The sequence below is a fragment of the Rhizobium sp. SRDI943 genome (assembly GCF_057653695.1).
Genome location: NZ_CM172787.1, coordinates 1,036,859 through 1,059,339, shown reverse-complemented (window position 1 = coordinate 1,059,339; position 22,481 = coordinate 1,036,859). Strand labels below are relative to the sequence as shown.

Here is a 22,481-nt window from a genome sequence, read left to right as displayed (position 1 = left end):
CTCTATTGGCCGCAATTCAGAGCGGCGACCAGCTGCCGTCGTCATTGCGGCAGGCAGCGCCCCGCGTCACCGTGTCCTTGCCGTCGACGGTCAGCGTGTGGGTATATTGCCGGCAGTTCTGCGAACCGACCTGATAGGGTGCAGCCGCGACCACCTTGCCGGTCACGTCCTTGCCGGTCCAGAGCACCGGCTGGCCGACGGCGGCCCCTTCCAGGGCCCGATATTCAGCCTCGAGCGCGCGCTGCTTGTCGCTGTCGTTCAGCGTCACGCCGCTGCGGCCGACGATGCCGCCCTGCAGCGCGGTGATGAAGGCGGCCGATGCCGAGGGCTTGCTCGAAAAAATGCCGCGCGAAGCGGCACTCTTCGTCGTCGTGCAGCCGGACAGCGCGACGGCGACGAGAAGAGCGGAAGCGATCATGCCTTGCGAGCGTAAAATCATTGCGTCGAACCACGATCAGGGGTCAATTTCAGCCGATCGAAGTGCAGCGTCCCCGTGTCAGCATTAAGGCAAAGCATGCTATACATTTGCCAGTATCTTTGTGACATCAAGCAGTTGCTCATGCAACATCCTTTGTGACGCCGGGCAGGATAAGCTTCGCCTTCAGCCCGCCCCATTCACCGCGGGAAAGCTCGAGCCGTCCCTGGTACTCATTGGAAATCTCGGTGACGATCGAAAGCCCGAGCCCGGTTCCAGGCTTGCTTTCGTCGAGCCTGCGGCCTCGCTTCAACGCCTCGCGGATCTGGTCCGGCTCCAGGCCCGGCCCGTCATCCTCGACGGCGAGTTCCACCCAGTGGCGGCGGCCGCTCGCCTCAACCCCCTTCACATCCTCGCCGGCCTCGACGGCCGAAAGCCGCACCCGGCTTTTGGCAAAACGCGCCGCATTTTCCAGGAGATTGCCGACGGTCTCTTCGAGATCCTGCTGCTCCATGGCAACGGCCAGATGCGGCGGCGAGACGACGAGATCGAATTCGGTATCGACGTTCAGCCGGCGCATGACGCGCACCAGCCGTTCAAGCGCCGGCTCGGCATCGGTGCGGGCGAGCACGGATTCGCGCTGCGCGGCGATGCGCGCCCGATTGAGATAGGACTGCACCTGCCCCTGCATCGCTTCCGCCTGGCTGCGCACCAGCTCACCATGGGATTTTTCGAGCACGCGCGCCTCGTTGAGAAGCACGGCGATCGGCGTCTTCAGCGAATGCGCGAGATTGCCGACCTGCATGCGGGCCCGCTCGACAATGCGACGATTGCTGTCGATCAGCGCATTCACCTCGTTGGCGAGCGGCAGGATTTCGCGCGGGAAGTCGCCCTTCAGCTGCTCGCTCTCGCCGGCGCGGATGCGCTCCAGCGCGGCGCGTGCCTTGTCGAGCGGCTTCAGGCCGTAGAGAATCGCCAGCGCATTGACGATCAGGCTGCCGACGCCGAAACCGGCGAGCGCCAGATAGAGGCTGTGGGAAAAGGTGCGCACGTCGTCCTCGACGACATCGACGTTACCGGTGACGCGGACGCGCGCCGCGCGGCCGTCGGTATCGAGCACCACTTCGGTCTCGGCCACCTGCACGCGGTTCCCGGAAGCATCCGTCACCTGATAGTAGCGCTCGTAATTCTTGTCGAAGGGCGCCTCGACGACGGAGGGAACCGGAATGAGCGCCGAGCCGAGCGAAGGCGACACCAGCGGCGCGGTCGTATAGGTGCCGAGCGGCTCCACCACCCAGTACCAGCCGGTCTTCGGCTGGGCAAAACGCAGGTCGCCGAGCTGCGGGCTGCCGCTGAGAGCGCCCTGATCGCCGATCGTCACCGAATTGATGACGTTGTAGAGCTGCGCCCGCAACAGATCCTGGAAACCGCGTTCGGCGCTCTTGCGGTAGAGGGTGGAGATCAAGAGGCCGATCACCACCAGCGCCACCGTCGACCAGACCGTGGTCAGCAGCAACACACGTGCGGTGAGCGACTTAATTCGCATGTTTCGGCGCTTGGATACGGTAACCGAGACCGCGCACCGTTTCGATCAGATCGACCCCCATTTTCTTGCGCAGGCGGCCGACGAAGACCTCGATCGTGTTGGAATCACGGTCGAAATCCTGGTCGTACATATGCTCGACCAGTTCCGTGCGCGAGACGACCTCGCCCATGTGGTGCATGAGATAGGAAAGCAGGCGATATTCGTGCGAGGTCAGCTTCAGCGTCGCGCCGTTGACCGTCGCCTTCGAGGATTTGGTATCGAGCCGCACCGGCCCGCAGATGATCTCGGATGAGGAATGCCCGGCCGCGCGCCGGATCAGCGCCCGAAGGCGGGCCAGCACTTCCTCGACATGGAAGGGCTTGGTGACGTAGTCGTCGGCACCGGCATCGATGCCGGCGACCTTGTCGCTCCAGCGGTCGCGCGCCGTCAGGATCAGCACCGGCACACCGCGGCCGGCGCCACGCCATTTTTCTAGAACGGTGACCCCGTCCAACTCCGGCAGGCCGATATCGAGGATGATGGCGTCATAGGGTTCGGTGTCGCCGAGGAAATGGCCTTCCTCGCCATCGAACGCCTGGTCGACGACATAGCCCGCCTCCTTCAGCGTGTCGGCCAGCTGCCGGTTCAGATTCACGTCGTCTTCGACTACCAGGATGCGCATCGGTCCGCCTTCGTCCGCTTCAAATCAATCAATGTCCTGAATAAGCCGATTCCGCCTACATCGGAACCTTTACCGTGACTTTGCGTGGGCGCTGTCCATTGCCCTGCACAAGAACGGTGATGATGCAGGTATCGCCCACCGGTTGCACGGACAGGAGCTGGCCGCCTGTCTGCTCGACGACCTGGGCTGCGGCGGCGCTGCAATCGCCTCCGATACGCACGACAAAACTGCTCGTGGCGTCCGGTGAGGGCGCCGATACCACCAGTCCGGCGGCCAATGCTGCGACGCTCAGAGGAAAGGCCATGTGTTATGCTTTCAAGGTAATGCCAACTTGCTCCGAATATGTACTCACGCGACCTGAATGGCAAATGAATGCCCCGTAATGCAGGGTGTTTAGAACTGTTCTCGACTGTTCGATGCAGCCGGTTTCAGGGCCTGGAAAACGCCGCAGCAACCAGCTACGGCCACCGCCATTGCACCCATAAACGATGACCTCCAGCCTTATCCACGCGTTCTTTGTCACCTCCGGTAAAGGTGGGGAGCCGGCGGGACCGACACCACAGTCTTTGTCCGCGAATCGGCCGCGCCGTTCCGATTCCTGCCGACCGCAGCTTTCACGGGCCGGTTGAAACTGTTATGTCCTTGCCGCCCCCACATTTCAGACCGTTTCAGCACCAATGCCAAAATCCTCCCGCTTCCGCTCGGCGCAGACGGTCACCGTCCTCGCCGTTACCCAGCTGATCGGCTGGGGCACGACGTTCGACATGCTCGGGGTCATGGGCCGTGTCGTCGCGCCGGATCTCGGCCTGGCGAACGAAGTGGCGTTTGCCGGCCTGACGATCATGATGGTGGTCAGCGCCATCGTCGGTCCGGCGACCGGCCGATGGCTCGGCCGCTATGGTGCTGCCCGTGTGCTTTCGGCCGCCTCGCTGACCTTTGCGCTCGGGCTGCTTCTGCTTGCCGCCGCAAACGGCATCGTGCTCTATGCCAGCGCCTGGGTCATCATCGGCATCGGCGGCGCATTTGGCCTCTCGGCGCCGGCCTATACCGCCGTCGTCGAGCGCGAAGGAGCAAACGGCAAACGCGTCATCGCCATCCTGATGCTGTTCACCGGGCTTTCGAGCGCCATCTTCTGGCCGATCCTCAGCCTGCTCAACGAGGCGGTCGGCTGGCGCCTCACCTTCCTGGTCTGTGCGGCGCTGCAATTCTTCGTCTGTCTGCCGCTGCATCTCTTAGGCCTGCCGAAGCCGATCGCAACACATGTCGAAGGCGGCACAGCCGAAATCGCTCCGGTGCCGCTGTCGAAAGCCAAGCAGCGAAAAGCCTTCCTGCTGATCGCCGCGGCGACGACGATCTCGACCTTCGTCACCTTCGGCATCTCGCCATCACTGCTCGAAATCTTCCGCCAGTCCGGCGCCTCGCCGGCCTTTGCGCTGCAGCTCGGCTCGGCACGCGGCGTCCTCGGCATCTCTGCACGTTTCCTCGACATGCTGCTCGGCCGGCACGGCAACCCCATGCTCAGCGCGGTCATGGGCATCAGCCTGATGATGATCAGTTTCCTGATGATGCTGGTTGCCAGCCCGTCGACGCCGCTGCTTGTCACCTTCGTCCTGTTTTACGGGTTCGGCACCGGGGTCATGACCGTCGCCCGCGCGCTGCTACCGCTGGCGCTGTTCTCACCGCGCGAATTCGGACTGCAATCGGCCCGGCTGTCGCTGCCGCAGAACCTCGCCAACGCCATCGCCCCCGTCATCTTCACCGCCATCCTCGATCGCGCCGGCACCGGCCCGGCGCTCGCCGCCTGCGCCGTTCTCGCGGCCTTGTCGCTGGCCTTCGTGCTGATGCTGATGGCGCTGGTGCGCGGTGCCCGCGCATCAGAGTCAGCCATTCTTAATGTCTCTTGATTATCATCCAAGCATGGACGAGCGCGGCTTTCCGTCCATACGCCGCAACCGCTGCGGCAGCCAGATCATGAACCAGAAGCCGCTTTTCACGAATCTTTTGAATCGCTTGCCGCCGCTTTTTCGAAAGGTGAGTCTGAGGACTCAGAAGTTGAGTCAGCTTCCGGGCGATCCGAATCCGGAAAATCATTCATCCAGTTGAAATTTCGATGGAATACAGCGTGGCCAAACGCCTGGGCAAGTCAGAGCGGCCGCGTCACAGCCGTGCGGTTATCGTAGTCGGCGGCGATGCGCTTTTCCCGGAGCGGCCGCACGCGATCGATCGAGAGCTGATAATCGGGATGCGCCTTGTAGGCGGCAAGGGCCGCCTCGTCGTCGAATTCGCCATAGACTACGAGATCGATCTCGGTGCCCAGCTGATCGGTCTTCACATTGGTGCCGATTTCCAGCAGCCGCGCATGCGGAATGCCGGTCAGTATAGAAAGCCCGGCCCTCACCTCCTGCAGATGTTCCTCCTGCACGGTGAAGAAGACGATATGACGGATCACGCGGAAGCTCCTGTCAGATTTATCAAAATGATGAAGCGACCTTGGCGCACCCTATCGGAGGCGCGGCGCTCCAGCTGTCAGCCGGGCGATAACACGCGCGCCCCAGGCCTTCAACCGCGCGAGCATGCCACGGGCCGCATCGGGACGTATCGCCGCATCGAAGACCATGGCATAAGCGGCGAGCTTTTCCGCCCGGTCGCTCCCATTGACGATGCGGCGCGCATTCACCCAATCCGCGGTCGTCGCGTTCAGGTGATCGGCGAGCTTGTGGCCGGTAAAACTTCCCTGCAGCATGCCCTCGATCAGGATCGTCACCGCCGCATCCATCTCCATCGCCCGGTCGGGATCGGCAACGAGATCGATCCCCGTCAGCACACTCATCGCCTCGTAGTTCCGCTTGTGGGTGAGCTGCACCAGGCCGCGTCCGAGCCAGCTGCAGCCATCCTCGTCCGGCCGCCAGTAGGGCGTCTTCACCCAAGAGAGCCGGCCTGCGGCAAAGGCCGTCTCGAGGATCTCGACTGCGCGCGCATCGCTTTCCGCCAGCGTCTCACGCACCGGCTGCATCGTATAGGCGGTCTCGTGGTAAGCGGTTGCGAGGATATAGGCGAGCCACCGCCGGTCGGCATCGGCAAACCGTTCTTCCCAGGCGTCGAGAATCGCCGTGATGCCCACTACCTGAGGCTGAGTCAGGTTTCCCTTGAAGAGTCCGTGCCGTACCGTATCGAAAAAGAATGCCCGGTCCATGTGGACAACCATTCCGCGCTTCCCTCAAATATCAAGGTTAAAACTATCTTAATCGATTAAATTCGATTTAATCGTTTAAAGTGTTTAAGCCACTGATTTACACGCCTTTTGTCTTGTGCAATGCATCTTCCTGCCCTGAAGCCTTACTGCGAAAAGAGGAGACTTCCGATGCAGACGTCCGCCAATAGCCCAACCACCATTCCCCAGCATGTCGTCGACCAGATGGAAAACGAATGGCGCCAGGTTCGCCCTGAACGGGAAAATACGCGCCCGGCCCAGCAGCCTCAACAGCAACGCTGAAATAGACGCAAAGCGGTACCGATTTAAGCTCGAGCGCCGCCCCAGCGCCCGATCAACGCCCCGGCCAGTCACTCATGGCCGGGTGAATTTTTTCATAGGTACAATACACGTCCCAGCGGTTGACCGCCCCTCATCGCATCACAGCATCTAGCCGTTTCGCCAGCGTGTCCAATGATCGGGTGAAAATCATCCTGTCGTCGAGCGCACGCGACAGCACCAGTGCGCCTTGAATGCCCGCGACGCCCTCCTCGGCGAGTGTTTGCGCCTCCCCCTCAGAGCAGCCTGCCCGCATCAACGCCGAGCGCAAGGCGTCGATCCAGCGAATGAAATAATCGCCGATCTCTGCCGAAAACCGCTCGCGGGTTTCGTCAAGCGCGAAGGCGCCGACGAGGCAGATGCGGCGACCGGAGCGGAAGTAGTCGTTCACATTCGTCCACATCGCCGCGATCGCCTGATCGGCGTCGTCCTTTCTCAGCGGCTGATAGATCGCATGTTCGAACCAGGCATCGACATCGGCGAGCACGGCGCCCGCCATCTCCTCCTTACCACCGGGGAAGAAGTGGTAAAGGCTGCCCTTGCCGATGCCGGTGCGTTCGGTGATGCGGCTGAGCGACGTGCCCTCATAGCCGAGCTCGCGGAAGATTTCGGCGAGCAGCTGTACGATGTCGGCGCGTTCGTAGACGGTCTTCACCCGTGGCTTCCCTGGCTAGTTTAGAGGCCGAGTTCGGTCAGACCGGGATGGTCATCCGGCCGCCGGCCGAGTGGCCAATGGTACTTGCGCTCCGATTCCCGGATCGGCAGGTCGTTGATGCAGGCGAAGCGGCGCTGCATCAAGCCGGCGGCGTCGAATTCCCAGTTCTCGTTGCCATAGGAGCGGAACCAGTTGCCGCTGTCATCGTGCCATTCATAGGCGAAGCGCACGGCGATGCGATGATCGGTGAAGGCCCAGATCTCCTTGATCAGCCGGTAATCCAGCTCCTTTGCCCATTTGCGGGTGAGGAAAGCGACGATCTCGGCGCGGCCGGTGATGAATTCAGCGCGGTTCCGCCAGCGGCTGTCCGGCGTATAGACGAGCGAGACGCGCTGGGGATCACGGCTGTTCCAGCCATCCTCGGCAAGACGGACTTTCAGGGTGGCGGTCTCAAGGGTGAAAGGCGGGACGAGGCTGGACATAGGTTCTCCGGGCACTCCTGTACTGAACGGTTATCATTGTACTGATCAGTACATTGATTGGCAAGCCGCTTCCAGGCGGCGTTTCTCAAAGGCCGGGAGGCCGGCGCCACCGCAACGGCAGGGCATCCGGGCGAAGCACAATCTCTTGCGGCGTGAAACGCCACAACCGTTCCGCCCGTTGAAAGGTGGCGATCTCAGGCGCATCCAGCAGCACCTCGGCCCTGCCCGTCATCTGCAGCATGTCCCCGGTTTCGAAATCGATGAAGACCAGCCCCGCCTTCGGGTTGACGAGGAAATTACCCAGCGTGTTGAAGAACCGATTGCCGGGAAAATCGGGAATGGTCAGTACGCCATCGGCGCCGACATGGACGAAGCCGGCATTGCCGCCGCGATGGGACACGTCCACCTGTCGCTCGCCATTGTCGCGGTCGACATAGGAGGCGACGAAAAACGTATCGGCGCCCTCGATCATCCCTAGCGCCCGATCGTCGAGTTGGCTGGAATGAAGCGTCGGCATCGCCGTCGGCAGATCGGGATCGCGGACGAAGGCGGAGGAGCGAAGCTGGATATATTGCGGGCAATTGCCGAAGCTCTGGCCGACGCGTACTTGGAAAGCTTCAGCATCCGTCCTGTGGATCACGCCGTTCAGCCGGTTGCGCCGCCGGGTCTCGAGCTGGATGCCGAGCATTCCAATCGCGTCACCATCCTCCATGCCGGCATCGGCAGGATCGGCTGCGTCACGCGGCAGGTGCACCTCGAGAATCTCCGGCTCCGGCGAGGCCATGAACCCCGGGCGCTCGGCCCTGACCGTTGCCCAGACATCGCCCTTGGCATCGACCGCGCCGAGCACGACGAAAGGCAGCATCGGAAAGAAGGCGCGATGCTGCTCCGGCATGGCCTTGCGGACGAAATTCCGGCCCGGCCCGTCCATGCGTTCGGCGACACCGACACTGCGCTGCATGGCGAGTTCGCCCGCATGCCAGGGCGATGTGGCATCCTGTCTTGTCTGTTCCAGCATCACGGCCTCCTTCGGGGCAGCATTTTGGGAACCGGGGCAGCGTCCCTGCCCCGGCGGCTTGTCACGCGGCAAGGCCGATCTTGGTCTTGCGAAAACCGACGAAACCCGGCAGCGCCTCGATGCGCGCAAGCCAGGCGCGAACGCTTGGATAGGCCGAGATATCGACATTACCCTCCGGCGCATTGGCGATGTAGCTGTAGAGCGCCACGTCGGCGATCACAGGATTGTCGCCGAGCAGGAAGCTGTGACCGTGGAGCTCCGCCTCGATCAGCGCAAGAATGCGGTGCGCCCGGGCGATCACCTCGTCGGTGCGGAAGTCAGCGCCGAAGACGGTGACTAGGCGCGCAGCACATGGCCCATAAGCGATCTCGCCTGCTGCAACCGAGAGCCATTTCTGTATCCGCGCCGCGGCCACCGACTCTTCCGGCAACCAGTCGGTGCGGCCACATTTGCGCGCGAGATAGACGAGGATGGCAGAGGAATCGGCAATGACCGTGCCATTGTCGTCGAGCACCGGCACCTGGCCAAAGGGATTGAGCTTCAGAAAGTCCGGCGCCTTGTGAGCGCCAGCCGCCAGGTCGACCTCGACCAGTTCATAGGGCACGCCAAGCAGCGACAGGAACAGGTGAGCCCGGTGGGCATGGCCGGAAAGCGGGTGGTGATAGAGCTTCATGATGGTTCCTCTGGTCTTCTAATCGACGGGACGCGGTTGCCGATGGCCGCTTCGAACCATCTGCGGCATAATTTACTGCCTTCCATCTGGCTGCAGTAGAATGCTAATCTGGGAGGCATCTTACCAATTCATGGAAGGATAGAATGGACCGCCTCGACGCCATGATCGTGCTTCTTGCCGTCGTCGAACAGGGCAGCCTGTCGGCCGCCTCACGGCATCTGCGATCCCCGCTCGCAACCGTCAGCCGCAAGGTTTCGGAACTGGAAGCCCATCTCAACGCCCAGCTGCTGCAACGGAGCAACCGGAAGATCACGCTGACGGAGGCCGGCCGCTCCTATGTCGAGGCGGCGCGGGAAATTCTCGATCGGGTGGAAGAGGCGGAACGGACGGCAGCCGGCGAATACAGCGCCCCGAAGGGCGAACTGACGATGACCGCACCGATCGTCTTCGGGCGGCTGCATGTCCTGCCTGTCGTGGTGGATTTCCTGAAAGCCTATCCCGATATCAATCTGCGGCTGATGCTTGGCGACCGGCTGTCGAACCTCGTCGAGGATCATATCGACGTGGCGCTGAGGATCGGCAACCTGCCTGATAGTAACCTGATCGCCACAAGGCTCGGCGCGATCCACCGCACGGTCTATGCCAGCCCGGATTATCTCACACGGCACGCTCACCCCCGGCACCCAGGCGATCTCGCCGGGCATGACTGCGTCACCTTCGAGGGTATGGCCTCGATGCTGAGCTGGACATTCACCGAGGGGAAACATGATCTCACGGTGCCGATCCGCTCGCGGCTTGCCGTCAACACTGCCGAGGCCGCGGTCGATGCGGCTGTCGCCGGCCTCGGCATCACCCGCGTGCTCTCCTACCAGGCCGCACGCGCCGAGATGGCTGGCCTGCTGGTGCCGCTGCTCCAAGATTTCGAACCGCCGCCGGCGCCGGTGCATCTCGTTTATCCCGCGCAGGGACTGGTGCCCCTGAAACTGCGGGCGCTGCTCGATTTCGCGACGCCGCGCCTGCGCGCGACGCTAAACAAGTCCTAGATCAGGATGATTTTAGGCCCGATCGGCCTAAAATCTGAATCCTGATCTAGATCAAAGAAGTAGAGCATGATGTCGTCCGAAAACCGCTCACACTTTTCGGCATCATGCTCTAGGCGAGCTTGCCCTCTTCCGCCTTGTAGAAATACTGGCTGGCGACCAGCCAGCCCTTCAGCGGCCGGAGCGGCGGAATACAGGTGGCGAGCATGAACGGACCGGTGACCAGAAGCTGTACCCAGATCGGCGCCGAAAAGGCCACCTCCAGCCAGACGCCGAGCAGCACGCTCGGGACGCAGGCGAAGCAGATGACGAAGAAGGCCGGACCGTCGGCCGGATCGGCGAAGGAATAATCGAGACCGCAGACCTCGCATTCCGGCCGCAACGTCAGGAAGCCCCTGAACATATGGCCCTGGCCGCAGCGCGGGCAGCGCCCCCTGATGCCGGTCTGTACCGGAGGTAGTGGGGGATATTCCGTATTCATGACGATCTCGCTTTCTTGCTTCGCAAACATTGATGCCATCAATATCTGTAATGACTGCATTCAATATAATTACATTATAAGGAAATTACCAGTCAATTCGTCAGAATGCCGCGGAGCCCCCAGCGCATGCCGGCAGCAAGCTGACTGCAGATTTATCAAGCAGCATTTGGGGCCGCAGCCAGGCCTGGCAGCCTGGGCGAATCAGACGTGAACGTGACGGTTTCGCTTCGCCCAGGCCCCGACAGATCAGGGCCAGACCGATCTGATCTCGACCGCTCGTGCCTGATCAGCCTGGGGCGGCGTTTCCGCGTCAGAAGAACGACGCTGCCATTTCCGGCGGGCCTTCCAGCGCATGGGCCATGAATTCCAGTGCGCCCTGCAGTTTCTCCCGGGTGATCGGTCCGCCAAGGCAGACACGCACGGCCTCGGGCGCCGCGCCCTCGACCGTGAAGGCATCGCTTGCGACGACGCCGATGCCGGAAGAACGGGTGTGGCTGCCGAAGGTCGAGCGGGTCCAGCCGTTGGAGAGCGGCAGCCAGATGTTGAAACTGATCGGATCGGCGCGGTAGCTGCCGGGCGGCAGGATGGCGGCGACCATCTGCTGGCGGGCGGCGGCCTCGGCGCGGATGAAACGCAGGATCGTATCGGCGGTGCCGTCCTCGATCCAGCGGGTGGCGAGCGCCACGGTCAGCGGCGAGGCCATAACATTGTTGGCGCGCATGGCGCTGACGAAGGGCCACACGGCCTTGCTGTCCGGCGCTACGACATAAGCAAGTCGCAGACCCGCGCCGATGCATTTCGCCAGCCCGCCGATATGCCAGGTCAGATCGGGCGCTGTTGCCGCGAGCGGCGCCGGGCCGTGCTGCGGAATGAAGCCATAGGCATCGTCCTCGACGATCGGCACATGATATTTGCGGGCAACGGCGCAGATCTCCTCGCGGCGCCTGGCCGGAATGGTCAGCGTCGTCGGATTCTGCAGCGTCGGATTGAGATAGAGCGCCTTCGGCTTCAATCTCTCGCAGGCCTCGGCAAAGGCGTCCGGCAGGATACCGTCCTCGTCCATCGGCAGACCGGCCAGATTGAGCCGCAGCTGGGCGGCGATCGAGCGCATGCCGGGATAGGTGATGATTTCCGAAAGCACGGTTTCGCCCGGTTTTGCCAGCAGGCCGAAGATCGCCAGCAGGGCCGGATGGGCGCCGGGTGTGACGAAGATGCGCTCCTGCGAGGGCACCAGCCCGCGACGGCTGAGCCAGGAGGCCGCAGCCTCCTTGTCCATGCTGGAGCCGCCGAAGCCCTGGTAGCGCAGAAGCGGAATGAGGTTCGCCGTCACCGCCGACATGCCCTCGCGCATGCGGGCGATCAGCTCGGGGTCGTGCGTTTCCGGCGGCATGTTCATCGAGAAATCGACGATGGAGGCGCGGCGGGGATCGGGCGCGGCGTCGGGCGCGAATCCCTGGCGCTCCTTGTCCGCGCCACCGGTAACGAAGGTGCCTCGGCCGACATGCGAATCCACAAGCCCACGCTTCTGCGCCTCGACATAACCTCTCGCCACCGTCGTGAAATCGACATTCAGCCGCTTGGCGAGTTCGCGTTGCGGCGGCAGCCGGTCCCCAACCACCAGATGCCCGCTGCGCAGATCCATTTCGATCACATCGGCGATCGCCATATAACGCGGACTGCTGCTGCGGCTGAGATCGGGATGCCAGTCTTTCATGTCGTGATCCGTGTCGGTCTGATTCCTGATGAGATTGACCGTATATTGTTGCATAATGCCGCTGTCACGAAAAATGTCGCGCGCCAAGTCCCGAGAATGATGCACGACGAAATGCCGCAGCTTTTGCGCACGCCTTGATACAATTTAATGACGGATTGTCGCCGGATTTGACTGCTGTTTGCGCAAATTCGATCTGGCACGACGACCGCGCTGTCGCAGGCCGATTTCGGCAGCGTGTGCGCCAATGACGTGCAGACGATCCGCTCGGCTTGCCGATCGGGCTTCACCCGAGAAGTCCCGGGTGAGGCGCGAGGACGGCAAGACAATCGGCAGCGTCTTCAGCGCGCATTGACGACGCCGCGAGCCATGGCTTCAGGCGTACGCCGCGAAAGCGTCAATGCCGGTCAGCCTTGCCGACAAGATCCACAGGCGTGCCGCCTCCTCGGGATCGGCTGCATGGTCGCTGACGCCGCCGGGTTCTCCAACCGTTGCGCGGATGGCGATATCGCAGTCCTCGCAATAGAGGCCTCCCATACCTTCGAGTTGTGGCGAGGTCGCCGCCCAAACCTGCGTCGCTGCCCCCTGGGCTGGTGTCTTGAACGTCGGATCAATCGGATTGCCGTCTGCATCGATCCAGCCGGCACTGACCATTTCCTCCTTTGCGAGATGGCGCTGCAAGGGGGTAAAAATCTTGCCCGGGTGCAGCGAGAAGGCGCGGATGCCGGTGTCGCGCCCGAGCCTGTCCAGATGCACGGCGAAAAGTGCGTTGGCGGTCTTCGACTGGCCGTAGGCCTGCCATTTGTCGTAACCGGTCTCGAAATGCACATCCTCCCATCGTATGGCCGAGTTGCCATGGCCACCGGAGGAAACCGAAACGATGCGAGTGCCGCGCGAGATCGCCGACCAGAGGCGGTTGACCAAGGCGAAATGGCCGAGATGATTGGTCGCGAACTGTGCCTCCCATCCGTCGCCGACACGCGTTTCCGGGCAGGCCATGATGCCGGCGCTGTTGATCAGAATGTCGACGCTGCGGCCAGATGCGACGAACCGCTCGGCAAAGGCGCGAACGCTTTCGAGGTCGGAAAGGTCGAGCCGATCAATCTCTACGCCATCGATACCGGCGACCGCGCTACGCGCCGCCTCGATGCTCCTTGCGCCGATGGTCACCTTGGCGCCGGCGCCCGCCAGAGCGCGCGTGGTCTCGAGCCCGAGGCCGGAATGGCCGCCGGTGACGATGGCGCGCTTGCCGGAAAGATCGAGACCGGCCAGAACCTCGCCGGCCGTCGTGTGGGCTCCAAATCCGGAGCGGATGGGGACTTGTTTGTCACTCATGATAATTACCTTTGTTCTGCGGCGCGTTGCCGTCGCTTGGGATGACGGTCGCGAGAATAAGGCGTGGCTTCCAGACGATCCATGCGCTAAAGTCCGGCATCTCTTCGCCATCGTCCGGATTTCTACATGGACCCGTTATCCGATGTTCTCGCATTGCTCAAACCGCGCAGCTATGTTTCCGCGGGGCTTGACGCTGGCGGTGCTTGGGCGATCGATTTTCCGCCCCCTGACGGCATCAAGTTCAACGCAGTGATTTCAGGCGCTTGCTGGCTGAGCGTCGATGGCGTCCCCGAAGCTGTCCGCCTGGAGGAAAGCGACTGCTTTCTGCTGACGAGCCGCCGAGCCTTTCGTCTCGCCAGCGATCCGGCTCTCGAAGCGATCCCGTCCGATGCGATCTATTCGATCGCCCGCGACGGCATTGCGACTTGCAATGGCGGCGGCGATTTCTTCCTGATCGGCAGCCGTTTTTCCTTTTCGGGAGGAAATTCGGACATCCTTCTCGGAATCCTGCCGCCGATCGTCCACGTGAAGAGGGATTCCGATCACGCCGCCGTGCTGCGCTGGTGTCTCGATCGGATGACGCGCGAATTGCGCGACCAGCAGCCGGGTGGCTTTCTGATGGCGGAGCATTTTGCTCATGTTATGCTCATGCAGGTGTTGCGCCTCCATATCGCATCGCCGAATGCGCGCGGCGTCGGCTGGCTTTTCGCGCTTACCGACCGGCGGATCGGTGCGGCTATCGGTGCCCTGCATGCCGATCCAGCCCGCAAGTGGACGCTGCAGTCACTGGCTGAACGTGCCTCGATGTCGCGGTCCAGTTTTGCTCTCCACTTCAAAGAAAAGGTCGGGCTTGCGCCGATGGATTATCTGACGCGCTGGCGCATGCTTCTCGCCGGTGACCGATTGACAAGCTCGGCCGAAGCAATTGCCGGTGTCGCCCTGTCGCTCGGCTATGAATCCGAAAGCGCATTCAGCACCGCTTTCAAGAGAGTGATGGGATGCTCGCCGCGGCAATATGGTCGCGCTCAGCCGCCCGCCGGTGCCATGCGAGATAGTCTCGGCGCTCAGTGAAACCTTGATTGGTGCAGGCATCGGAGGGAGGTCGCGCGTTGGCCTGCCGAAATTCGCTCCGATACGGTCTTGCACCTGCCGTCGATTCTCTTACCTATTCAAGGAAGAATGCGCCGGCTTTCGGCCTTTCGCGTCGGCGCCCATCGGGATGAAAGCATGAATATCGATCCGATTTTGCGGTCAGTCGTGGCCGTCCGTTCCTCCATTCCGGAAGATGCCTTCACAGCGGAGACGCTGGGCACTGTCCGGGAGGGCAGCGGCGTGGTCATTCGCGGCAACGGGCTGGTGCTGACCATCGGTTATCTGATCACCGAGGCCGAAGAGGTCTGGCTGACGACCCATGACGGGCGTGTGGTTCCCGCGCATGCGCTTGCCTATGATCAGGAAAGCGGCTTCGGTCTGGTGCAGGCGCTTGGCCCTCTGAATGCGCCGGCGGTGGATCTCGGCGACGCGGCCACGGCCAAGGCCGGCGATCCCGTCGTGCTGGCCGATGGCATCGGAGAATTCGTCGAGGCTAATATCGTCGCCCGGCAGGAATTCGCCGGCTATTGGGAATATCTGCTGGACGAGGCGATTTTCACGTCACCAGCCCATCCCTCATGGGGCGGTGCGGCGCTGATCGGTTCGGACGGCAAGCTTCTCGGCATCGGTTCGCTTCGCCTGCAGATGAGCGATGGCGACGAGGTCGCCGATATCAACATGGTCGTGCCGATCGACCTTTTGCCGCCGATCCTCGACGATCTCTTGAACCGGGGCCAGGTCAACAGACCGCCGCGGCCCTGGCTCGGCGCCTTCTCCGCCGAGAGCAATGGCGGCGTGGTGGTCATGAGCGTGGCCGAAGGCGGGCCGGCCGCTCAGGCGGGCCTGCGTCAGGGCGATATCATTTCGGAAATCCGCGACGAAGAGGTCGATGGCCTGGCCGATTTCTACCGCAAGGTCTGGAGCAGCGGCCCGGCCGGCGCCGAGATCCCCATGCGCATCCTCAGGAACGGCCGGGAAGCCTGGCTGCGCATCAAGTCCGCCGACCGCAACAGCTTTCTTAAGAAACCGCAGCTGCAGTAAGTCCGCGCCGGCGCCGTGAAAGCCGCTGGCGCTCATTCGAGCGGATTGTCCGGGCATCCATATCCCGCCTCAGAGATTTTCCGATGTGATCGTCAGGAAGCGCACCGGCTCGGCGCTGACCTCCACTTCGATGAGACCGAGCCTGTTCAGGGCAAGGTCTATCGATCGCCTCGCCTGGACCTCCGGCGCCTGGTCGAGGACGATCGACATGATGCCACGACTGAGATAGTCCTTCGTCTCTCGCGTCAATTCGTGGCCGACCCAGAAGGGCCGCCCAGCCTTGTTTGCCTCGAGCACCCTGGCAACACCCTTGTTGTCGCCGCCAGCACTATAGACGCCGATGATGCCGGGCTCCCGTCTGAGCGCCGCTTGCAGCAACTCCATGGCATTGTGCTCGTCATCGAGGTCGAACATAACCTCGACGAAACGATGTTCATTTGAACCCTTCTCCGAGAGATAGCTGGAGAAGCCGCGGATCCGCTCCTTATGGTTCTCATAGGCGCCGCTGTGGCAGAGAGCGACGAACGAACCGGTGCGCTGCGCCAGCATGCCCGACATGTAGTGAGCTGCGGTGCGTCCTGCAGCATAGTTGTCGATGCCGACATAGGGCAGTTCGGGGGCCGGACGGGTCATGATCTGTACAACGGGAATGCCGAGACCGGCCGCCTTGCGCACGCTTGTGACGACATCGGCATGGTCGGGCGCGACCACGATCAGCGCCGACCGGCGTGTCGTCGGGTTGGCGATGTAGCGGGCGAATTGCGCCGGCTCGTTCTCGCGGACGAAGGTGCGGTGAACGGTGATGCTGTCGCCGAGCGAGGCGGCGATGCGCTCGAACGCCCGGTTCAGACGCGAATAGAAGCTGGTCTCCGGTCTAACGAGAATCACCTCTATCCGGATCAGGCCGCGATGGGCGACCGGCAGGCTTTGCCGGTATTCAAGCCGCCTTGCCGCCAGGAAGACTTTCTCCACCGTCTCCGGCCGCACGCCGCCGCGGCCGTTAAGGACGCGCTCCACGGTCGCGGTGCCAACGCCGGCTTGGCTTGCGACATCCTTCAAAGTCACCTTCATCAGGCTCACCCACTCCCAAAGCTTGACACAGCAAAGCATCGGCCTGCTGTGAGGTCAATGATCAAATTTGATCAAGTAAGCATTGGAGCATGGGGGCGCCGCAGCCGTATCGTACCAGCAATCCGGGAGGAGCACCGGACGGTCCAAAACAACCGAGATCAAGGATCATCCGCCGGCACGAAGCGGCCGGGGATGACGGAGGAGCCAGATGAAGATCGCACTCGACCCGCATATGCACCGTCACCTCAACCTGCGCGACCTCTGCCGCAAGGCAGCGGAACTCGGTTATGAGCATATCGAGCTTTCACCGCGCGACGATTTTCTGCCCTGGTGGGTGCGCCCGCGGGCGCATAAGGAACGCATCGCGGAATTCAAGGCGGCCCTCAAGGATCACGGCGTCCAGCTCGCCTCGATCCTGCCGATGTACCGCTGGGCGAGCCCGCATGAGGACGAGCGGCAGGCAGCAGTGCGTTACTGGAAGGAAGCGATCGCGATTTCGGCCGAAATGGGCTGCGATACGATGAACTCGGAATTCGGCCGCGGGCCATCGCCGGATCGCAGCCACCGCGCCAGCTGCTGCGGCGGCATGCATACCCACGAGCACAGCGAGGCCGCCTGGTGGCGCTCGATAGAAGAACTCGTTCCGGTGTTCGAGCGCGAAGGCGTCACGCTCAACATGGAACCGCATCCGGAAGACTGGTGCGAAACGCTGCATCCGGCGATCGACATGCTGAAGACCATCGGCTCGAAGAACGTCAAGTTCCTCTACTGCGCGCCGCATACCTTCTATTTCGGTGACGACATGGCGCAGATGATCCGCGATGCCGGCCCGCTGATTGCCCATGTGCATGTGGCCGATACCTATAATCACAAGGCCTCTTCCGGGCTGCGCTACATCATCAATCCGCCGGGCGCGAAGGTCACCATCCATCAGCACATGGATATGTACCAAGGCGAGATCAATTGGGATGTCTTCTTCTCCTCGCTCGCCGCGGTCGGATTCGACGGCATCATCACCGCCTGCGTCTTCGGCTGGGAGGAGCGCGCCGACGATTCCGGGCGCTTCATGCGCTCCGAAATCCAGAAATATGTCGACAAATACTGGCCCGGGAAACTTGGCTGATCGTCAACATCCGCCCCGGCACCACTATCAGGAATAAAACCGTGACCATCACCATTACGACAGCCCCCTGCTGCTGGGGCGTGGACGACGTCAACAATCCAAACCTTCCCGCCTGGGAACGCGTCTTCGACGAGGCGGCGGCGGCCGGCTATGGCGGCCTCGAACTCGGCCCCTATGGTTACGTGCCGCTCGATGATGCGCTCGTCGCCAAGGCGCTCACCGAGCGCAATCTCTTCATCGTCGCCGGCACGATCTTCGACGATCTGGTCTCTCCTGAAAACCGGGAGACATTGCTGCGGCAGACGGATGAGATCTGCGCCGTCATCACCAAGTTGCCGCAGCCGGATCAGGTGGCAGGCCAGCGGTTCAGGACACCCTATCTCACAGTGATGGACTGGGGCCACGACGAGCGCGACTATGCCGCCGGCCATTCCGATCGGGCGCCGCGTCTCGATGACAAGGCCTGGGCCGGGATGATCGCCAATATCACGGCGATTGCTGAACTCGCTCAGCGCAAATATGGCGTGCGCGCCGTCATCCACCCGCATGCGGGTGGCTATATCGAATTCGCCGATGAGATCGAGCGGGTGGCAAGAGACATTCCGCAGGAGATCGCCGGCTTCTGCCTCGACACCGGCCATAGCTATTATGCCGGCATGGATCCCGTGGAGATGCTCCGCCGCTATGCCGACAGGCTCGATTACGTCCACTTCAAGGACATCGACCAGACCGTCTTCGATCGTGTGCTTGGCGAGACGATCCGCTTCTTCGATGCCTGCGGACAGGGCGTGATGTGCCCGATCGGCCGCGGCGTCATCGATTATCCCGCCGTCAAGCGAACGCTCGAGGAGATCGGCTATCACGGCTTCATCACCGTCGAGCAGGAGCGTGATCCGAGGAATGTCGCCGGCAGCCTCGAAGATGTGAAGCAAAGCCGCGATTACCTGCGGTCGGTTGGTTTTTAGGGAAAAGATGATGACGAATGACAGGCGAAAGCCGATCCGTTGGGGCATGGTCGGCGGCGGCAGAGGCAGCCAGATCGGCTATATTCATCGCTCGGCAGCGCATCGCGACGACGTCTTTGCCCTTGCGGCGGGTGCCTTCGATATCGATCCGGAACGCGGCCGCGCGTTCGGCGTCGATCTCGGGCTCGACGAAGCCAGGAGCTACCGGGACTATGCGGCGATGTTTGCGACTGAGGCCCGGCGGGCCGACGGCATCGAGGCCGTGTCGATCGCGACACCCAACAACACCCATTTCGCGATCTGCAAGGCAGCACTTGAACATGATCTGCATGTGATCTGCGAAAAGCCGCTCTGCTTCACGATCGCCGAGGCCGAAGAACTGAAAACGCTTTCCCAGGCGCGCGGCCGGATCGTCGGCGTGACCTATGGTTATGCCGGCCATCAGATGATCGAGCAGGCGCGCGCCATGGTCAGGAATGGCGATCTCGGCGAGATCCGCATCGTCAACCTGCAATTCGCCCATGGCTTCCATAGTGCTGCGGTGGAGGAACAGAACCCCTCGACGCGGTGGCGCGTCGATCCGAAATTCGCAGGTCCTAGCTATGTCCTCGGCGATGTCGGGACCCACCCGCTTTATATCGCCAAGGTCATCCTGCCGCACCTCAAGATCAGACGTCTCCTCTGCACCCGCCAGAGCTTCGTCAAAAGCCGAGCGCCGCTCGAAGACAATGCGGTGACCCTGATGGAATATGATAATGGCGCGATCGCCACCATCTGGTCGAGCGCCGTCAATGCCGGCTCCATGCACGGCCAGAAGATCCGCATCGTCGGCTCGAAGGCCAGTATCGAATGGTGGGACGAGCGGCCGAACCAGCTCTCCTACGAGATCCAGGGCGAACCGGCCCGTATTCTCGAGCGTGGCATGGACTATCTCTATCCCGAGGCCAGGATCGACGACCGGATCGGCGGCGGCCACCCGGAAGGTCTCTTCGAAGCCTGGGCGAACCTCTATCGCCGCTTCGGCTTCGCCATCAACAGAGAGCGCGGCCTCGCCCCTGCGGGGATCGAAGAGCTGGTCTTTCCCGATGTCGATGCCGGACTGGAAGGGGTGCGCTGGGTGGAAAACTGCGTGCGTTCCGCCGATGCCGGCGGGATCTGGCTGGATTATCGCTAGGTGTTCAAGGGGCCCTGGTGCGTCCCTGTTCTCAGATCGCGCCGTATGCCGGCTTTACACAGCTGCGCTGGAGACCTGTTCAAGGACGCCTTTCCATACCCTCTCAGATAAGCGGGTCTTCATCTTCCGGCGCCCGCGGCGCGCGGCGGGGCGTGCTGTCATTGGCGGCTTTCTTATGCTCGTCGGCAGCTGCCTCGCGGATTTTCTGGAAGCGGTTGTCGTCTGCGGGTGGCTGCGGGTCGCTCTTTTTCACGAAACGGATCATTGGTCATTTCCTGCTTTGAGAGTGGAAGCGCTCCGCACACATATCGGAGCGCTCTGAAAATGGTGTCAGACGGCAAGCGCGGTGGCGCAGGCTTGAACACTTCGGCTGTCGGGTGAAGTCTGCCCAGGCATGGTCGCCCAACCGCCGGCCTCGACGAACTGCCGCTGCTTGTAGCCTTCGGTAATCGCCTTGAACTCGATCAGTTTAGCGCTCGCGTCCGGCGCCGCATTGAACCGCTCGACACAAATGGCCGACGCCAGCTCTCCGCGTGCGGTGTCGCCGGCGGCGACTGCCGCTTTGCTTGACGTGCCGCCTGTTACCCAACCTCCCCAGCTGAAGCCGATAATCATCGTGGCGATCGCCGTGACGACGCAGGCCCAGACGAGAAGCGTCTTGGATGGCTGGTAACTCTCGAAACGCTGGGTGATCGATGTCTTGCTGCTGCTCTGCACGGACATTGGAATTCTCCCTGTCTATTGTTCGGGTTGCGCCGTCCGGCCACGCCGGAACAGTTCAGGCTGTTCTCAGTATCCCATATCTCCCATGCCGCCATTTCCGGCTGCAGGGGCGGAGTCTCTTGCGGGAATGTCGGCGATCATCACCTCGGCGGTGATCAGCAGCGCCGCAATCGAGCCGGCGTCCTGCAGAGCGGTGCGCACGACCTTGGCGGGATCGACGATGCCGGCCTCGATCATATCGACATAGGTCTCCGTCTGTGCGTCGAAGCCCTGATTGTGATTATTGCTGCCGGCGAGTTTTCCAACGACGATGGAGCCCTCGAACCCGGCATTGTCGGCGATCTGCCGGATCGGGGCTTCGAGCGCCCTGAGCACGATCGAGATGCCCGCCGTCACGTCGGCGTTCTCCCCGGTCAGCCCCGTCAGCGCCGACTTGGCGCGCAACAGTGCCACGCCGCCGCCGGGCACGATGCCCTCTTCGACCGCCGCACGGGTGGCGTTCAGTGCATCGTCGATGCGGTCCTTCTTTTCCTTGACTTCCGTCTCGGTGGCGCCGCCGACACGGATGACCGCGACGCCGCCGGCGAGTTTCGCCAGGCGCTCCTGCAGCTTTTCCTTATCGTAATCGGAGGTGGTCTCCTCGATCTGCGCCTTGATCTGCTGGATGCGCGCCTGGATGGCCGCTTTCTCGCCGGAGCCGTCGATGATCGTGGTGCTCTCCTTGTCGATCAGCACGCGCTTGGCGCGGCCGAGCATATCGAGCGTGACGTTGTCGAGCTTGATACCGAGATCCTCGGAAATCATCTGGCCGGCGGTCAGCACGGCAATGTCTTCGAGCATCGCCTTACGGCGATCGCCGAAACCCGGCGCCTTGACGGCTGCGACCTTCAGGCCGCCGCGCAGCTTGTTGACAACAAGCGTCGCCAAGGCCTCGCCTTCGACGTCCTCCGAGATGAGCAGAAGCGGTTTGCCGGTCTGTACGACGGCTTCCAGGATCGGCAGCATCGCCTGCAGGCTGCCGAGTTTCTTCTCGTGAACGAGGATATAGGGATCCTCCAGTTCCACGCGCATCTTCTCGGCATTGGTGACGAAATAGGGGGAGAGATAGCCGCGGTCGAACTGCATACCCTCGACGACGTCGAGTTCGGTCTCGGCGGTTCGCGCCTCTTCGACCGTTATGACGCCCTCATTGCCGACCTTGTCCATCGCCTTGGCGATCATCTCACCGATGGCGGCGTCGCCATTGGCGGCAATGGTGCCGACCTGGGCGATCTCACCTGACGATTTGACCTTCATCGCCCGCGCCTTGATTTCCTTGACGACGGCGGTAACGCCGAGATCGATGCCGCGCCTGAGATCCATAGGGTTCATGCCGGCAGCGACGAGCTTGGCGCCTTCGCGGAAGATGGAGGCGGCGAGAACGGTTGCCGTCGTCGTGCCGTCGCCGGCAAGATCATTGGTCTTCGAAGCCACTTCACGCACCATTTGCGCGCCCATGTTCTCGAACTTGTCCGCGAGCTCGATCTCCTTGGCGACGCTAACGCCGTCCTTGGTAATGCGCGGCGCGCCATAGGCCTTGTCGATGACAACGTTGCGACCCTTCGGGCCAAGCGTCACCTTGACGGCGTTGTTGAGCAATTCGACGCCGCGCAGCAGGCGGTCGCGCGCGTCGGTGGAGAACCTGATTTCCTTGGCAGACATGATATTTCTTCCCAGTTCGGTCTTGAGATGCTGGTCACAAATTCG

Annotated in this window: 25 protein-coding genes; 8 read left to right on the top strand and 17 right to left on the bottom strand. The window is 62.4% G+C overall.

Features of this window, described 5'->3' with window-relative positions:
* Positions 1–16: 16 nt before the first annotated feature.
* The 4 genes from AC245Y_RS05425 to AC245Y_RS05410 all read right to left on the bottom strand — a co-directional run bounded on the left by AC245Y_RS05425 (position 17) and on the right by AC245Y_RS05410 (position 2,926).
* On the bottom strand, positions 17–439 hold the full coding sequence (locus AC245Y_RS05425) for an RT0821/Lpp0805 family surface protein (RefSeq protein WP_012756713.1): 423 nt from the start codon (positions 437–439) through the stop codon (positions 17–19).
* A 118-nt stretch (positions 440–557) separates the two neighbouring features.
* On the bottom strand, positions 558–1,961 hold the full coding sequence (locus tag AC245Y_RS05420; RefSeq protein ID WP_017993450.1) for a sensor histidine kinase: 1,404 nt from the start codon (positions 1,959–1,961) through the stop codon (positions 558–560).
* Complete coding sequence (locus AC245Y_RS05415) at positions 1,951–2,622, bottom strand: response regulator transcription factor (RefSeq protein WP_003557932.1); 672 nt, start codon at positions 2,620–2,622, stop codon at positions 1,951–1,953. The genes AC245Y_RS05420 and AC245Y_RS05415 overlap by 11 nt, the downstream gene beginning before the upstream one ends.
* A gap of 55 nt (positions 2,623–2,677) precedes the next feature.
* Positions 2,678–2,926: a hypothetical protein gene (locus AC245Y_RS05410; RefSeq protein WP_012756710.1), complete on the bottom strand. Its 249-nt coding sequence runs from the start codon at positions 2,924–2,926 to the stop codon at positions 2,678–2,680.
* A 373-nt stretch (positions 2,927–3,299) separates the two neighbouring features.
* Here AC245Y_RS05410 and AC245Y_RS05405 point away from each other — a divergent pair, with 373 nt between their 5' ends.
* Entirely contained in the window at positions 3,300–4,526 is a 1,227-nt protein-coding gene (locus tag AC245Y_RS05405) for an MFS transporter (RefSeq protein ID WP_012756709.1), read from the top strand.
* A 239-nt stretch (positions 4,527–4,765) separates the two neighbouring features.
* Here AC245Y_RS05405 and AC245Y_RS05400 read toward each other — a convergent pair whose 3' ends face one another.
* The gene (locus AC245Y_RS05400) at positions 4,766–5,071 is read right to left on the bottom strand and encodes a Dabb family protein (protein ID WP_012756708.1); all 306 of its coding nucleotides are present in this window, start codon (positions 5,069–5,071) and stop codon (positions 4,766–4,768) included.
* A gap of 51 nt (positions 5,072–5,122) precedes the next feature.
* Positions 5,123–5,827, bottom strand: coding sequence for a hypothetical protein (locus tag AC245Y_RS05395; RefSeq protein WP_017993448.1), 705 nt, complete (start codon positions 5,825–5,827; stop codon positions 5,123–5,125).
* Positions 5,828–5,983: 156 nt separating this feature from the next.
* Here AC245Y_RS05395 and AC245Y_RS05390 point away from each other — a divergent pair, with 156 nt between their 5' ends.
* Entirely contained in the window at positions 5,984–6,115 is a 132-nt protein-coding gene (locus tag AC245Y_RS05390) for a hypothetical protein (RefSeq protein ID WP_020486941.1), read from the top strand.
* A 130-nt stretch (positions 6,116–6,245) separates the two neighbouring features.
* Here the strand turns inward: AC245Y_RS05390 and AC245Y_RS05385 are convergent, their stop codons facing one another.
* The 4 genes from AC245Y_RS05385 to AC245Y_RS05370 all read right to left on the bottom strand — a co-directional run bounded on the left by AC245Y_RS05385 (position 6,246) and on the right by AC245Y_RS05370 (position 8,979).
* Entirely contained in the window at positions 6,246–6,806 is a 561-nt protein-coding gene (locus AC245Y_RS05385; RefSeq protein ID WP_017993447.1) for a TetR/AcrR family transcriptional regulator, read from the bottom strand.
* A 20-nt stretch (positions 6,807–6,826) separates the two neighbouring features.
* Complete coding sequence (locus tag AC245Y_RS05380) at positions 6,827–7,288, bottom strand: nuclear transport factor 2 family protein (protein WP_017993446.1); 462 nt, start codon at positions 7,286–7,288, stop codon at positions 6,827–6,829.
* A gap of 85 nt (positions 7,289–7,373) precedes the next feature.
* Positions 7,374–8,306, bottom strand: a complete 933-nt coding sequence (locus tag AC245Y_RS05375; RefSeq protein ID WP_026157297.1) for a pyridoxamine 5'-phosphate oxidase family protein — start codon at positions 8,304–8,306, stop codon at positions 7,374–7,376.
* Positions 8,307–8,367: 61 nt separating this feature from the next.
* A complete protein-coding gene (locus AC245Y_RS05370; protein ID WP_012756702.1) occupies positions 8,368–8,979 on the bottom strand; it encodes a glutathione S-transferase family protein in 612 nt (203 codons plus the stop codon).
* A gap of 143 nt (positions 8,980–9,122) precedes the next feature.
* Here AC245Y_RS05370 and AC245Y_RS05365 point away from each other — a divergent pair, with 143 nt between their 5' ends.
* Complete coding sequence (locus AC245Y_RS05365; RefSeq protein WP_017993444.1) at positions 9,123–10,022, top strand: LysR family transcriptional regulator; 900 nt, start codon at positions 9,123–9,125, stop codon at positions 10,020–10,022.
* Between the two features lie 109 nt (positions 10,023–10,131).
* Here the strand turns inward: AC245Y_RS05365 and AC245Y_RS05360 are convergent, their stop codons facing one another.
* The 3 genes from AC245Y_RS05360 to AC245Y_RS05350 form a co-directional block, all read right to left on the bottom strand.
* Positions 10,132–10,500 (bottom strand): DUF983 domain-containing protein, encoded by a 369-nt coding sequence (locus AC245Y_RS05360; protein WP_026157296.1) that lies wholly within the window; start codon positions 10,498–10,500, stop codon positions 10,132–10,134.
* 310 nt (positions 10,501–10,810) lie between these two features.
* Complete coding sequence (locus AC245Y_RS05355; RefSeq protein WP_026157295.1) at positions 10,811–12,214, bottom strand: aminotransferase-like domain-containing protein; 1,404 nt, start codon at positions 12,212–12,214, stop codon at positions 10,811–10,813.
* A 372-nt stretch (positions 12,215–12,586) separates the two neighbouring features.
* Complete coding sequence (locus AC245Y_RS05350) at positions 12,587–13,546, bottom strand: SDR family NAD(P)-dependent oxidoreductase (protein WP_017993441.1); 960 nt, start codon at positions 13,544–13,546, stop codon at positions 12,587–12,589.
* Between the two features lie 126 nt (positions 13,547–13,672).
* On the opposite strand from AC245Y_RS05350, the gene AC245Y_RS05345 reads away from it, so the two are divergent.
* Both AC245Y_RS05345 and AC245Y_RS05340 read left to right on the top strand, forming a co-directional pair.
* Positions 13,673–14,617 (top strand): AraC family transcriptional regulator, encoded by a 945-nt coding sequence (locus tag AC245Y_RS05345; protein ID WP_017993439.1) that lies wholly within the window; start codon positions 13,673–13,675, stop codon positions 14,615–14,617.
* A 156-nt stretch (positions 14,618–14,773) separates the two neighbouring features.
* The gene (locus AC245Y_RS05340) at positions 14,774–15,679 is read left to right on the top strand and encodes a S1C family serine protease (RefSeq protein ID WP_026157294.1); all 906 of its coding nucleotides are present in this window, start codon (positions 14,774–14,776) and stop codon (positions 15,677–15,679) included.
* Positions 15,680–15,748: 69 nt separating this feature from the next.
* Here AC245Y_RS05340 and AC245Y_RS05335 read toward each other — a convergent pair whose 3' ends face one another.
* Positions 15,749–16,750, bottom strand: a complete 1,002-nt coding sequence (locus AC245Y_RS05335) for a LacI family DNA-binding transcriptional regulator (RefSeq protein WP_017993437.1) — start codon at positions 16,748–16,750, stop codon at positions 15,749–15,751.
* Between the two features lie 208 nt (positions 16,751–16,958).
* On the opposite strand from AC245Y_RS05335, the gene AC245Y_RS05330 reads away from it, so the two are divergent.
* The 3 genes from AC245Y_RS05330 to AC245Y_RS05320 are packed head-to-tail and all read left to right on the top strand — an operon-like array spanning position 16,959 to position 20,012.
* A complete protein-coding gene (locus tag AC245Y_RS05330; protein ID WP_012756695.1) occupies positions 16,959–17,873 on the top strand; it encodes a sugar phosphate isomerase/epimerase family protein in 915 nt (304 codons plus the stop codon).
* A gap of 41 nt (positions 17,874–17,914) precedes the next feature.
* The gene (locus AC245Y_RS05325; protein WP_017993436.1) at positions 17,915–18,838 is read left to right on the top strand and encodes a TIM barrel protein; all 924 of its coding nucleotides are present in this window, start codon (positions 17,915–17,917) and stop codon (positions 18,836–18,838) included.
* A 7-nt stretch (positions 18,839–18,845) separates the two neighbouring features.
* Positions 18,846–20,012 carry a Gfo/Idh/MocA family protein gene (locus AC245Y_RS05320; protein WP_017993435.1) on the top strand — a complete coding sequence of 389 codons (1,167 nt, stop codon included), beginning with the start codon at positions 18,846–18,848 and terminating at the stop codon, positions 20,010–20,012.
* A gap of 103 nt (positions 20,013–20,115) precedes the next feature.
* Here the strand turns inward: AC245Y_RS05320 and AC245Y_RS05315 are convergent, their stop codons facing one another.
* The 3 genes from AC245Y_RS05315 to groL form a co-directional block, all read right to left on the bottom strand.
* The gene (locus tag AC245Y_RS05315) at positions 20,116–20,277 is read right to left on the bottom strand and encodes a hypothetical protein (RefSeq protein ID WP_012756692.1); all 162 of its coding nucleotides are present in this window, start codon (positions 20,275–20,277) and stop codon (positions 20,116–20,118) included.
* A gap of 65 nt (positions 20,278–20,342) precedes the next feature.
* A complete protein-coding gene (locus AC245Y_RS05310; RefSeq protein ID WP_012756691.1) occupies positions 20,343–20,735 on the bottom strand; it encodes a hypothetical protein in 393 nt (130 codons plus the stop codon).
* Positions 20,736–20,801: 66 nt separating this feature from the next.
* Positions 20,802–22,436: a chaperonin GroEL gene (gene groL, locus AC245Y_RS05305; protein WP_017993434.1), complete on the bottom strand. Its 1,635-nt coding sequence runs from the start codon at positions 22,434–22,436 to the stop codon at positions 20,802–20,804.
* Between the last annotated feature and the right edge of the window lie 45 nt (positions 22,437–22,481).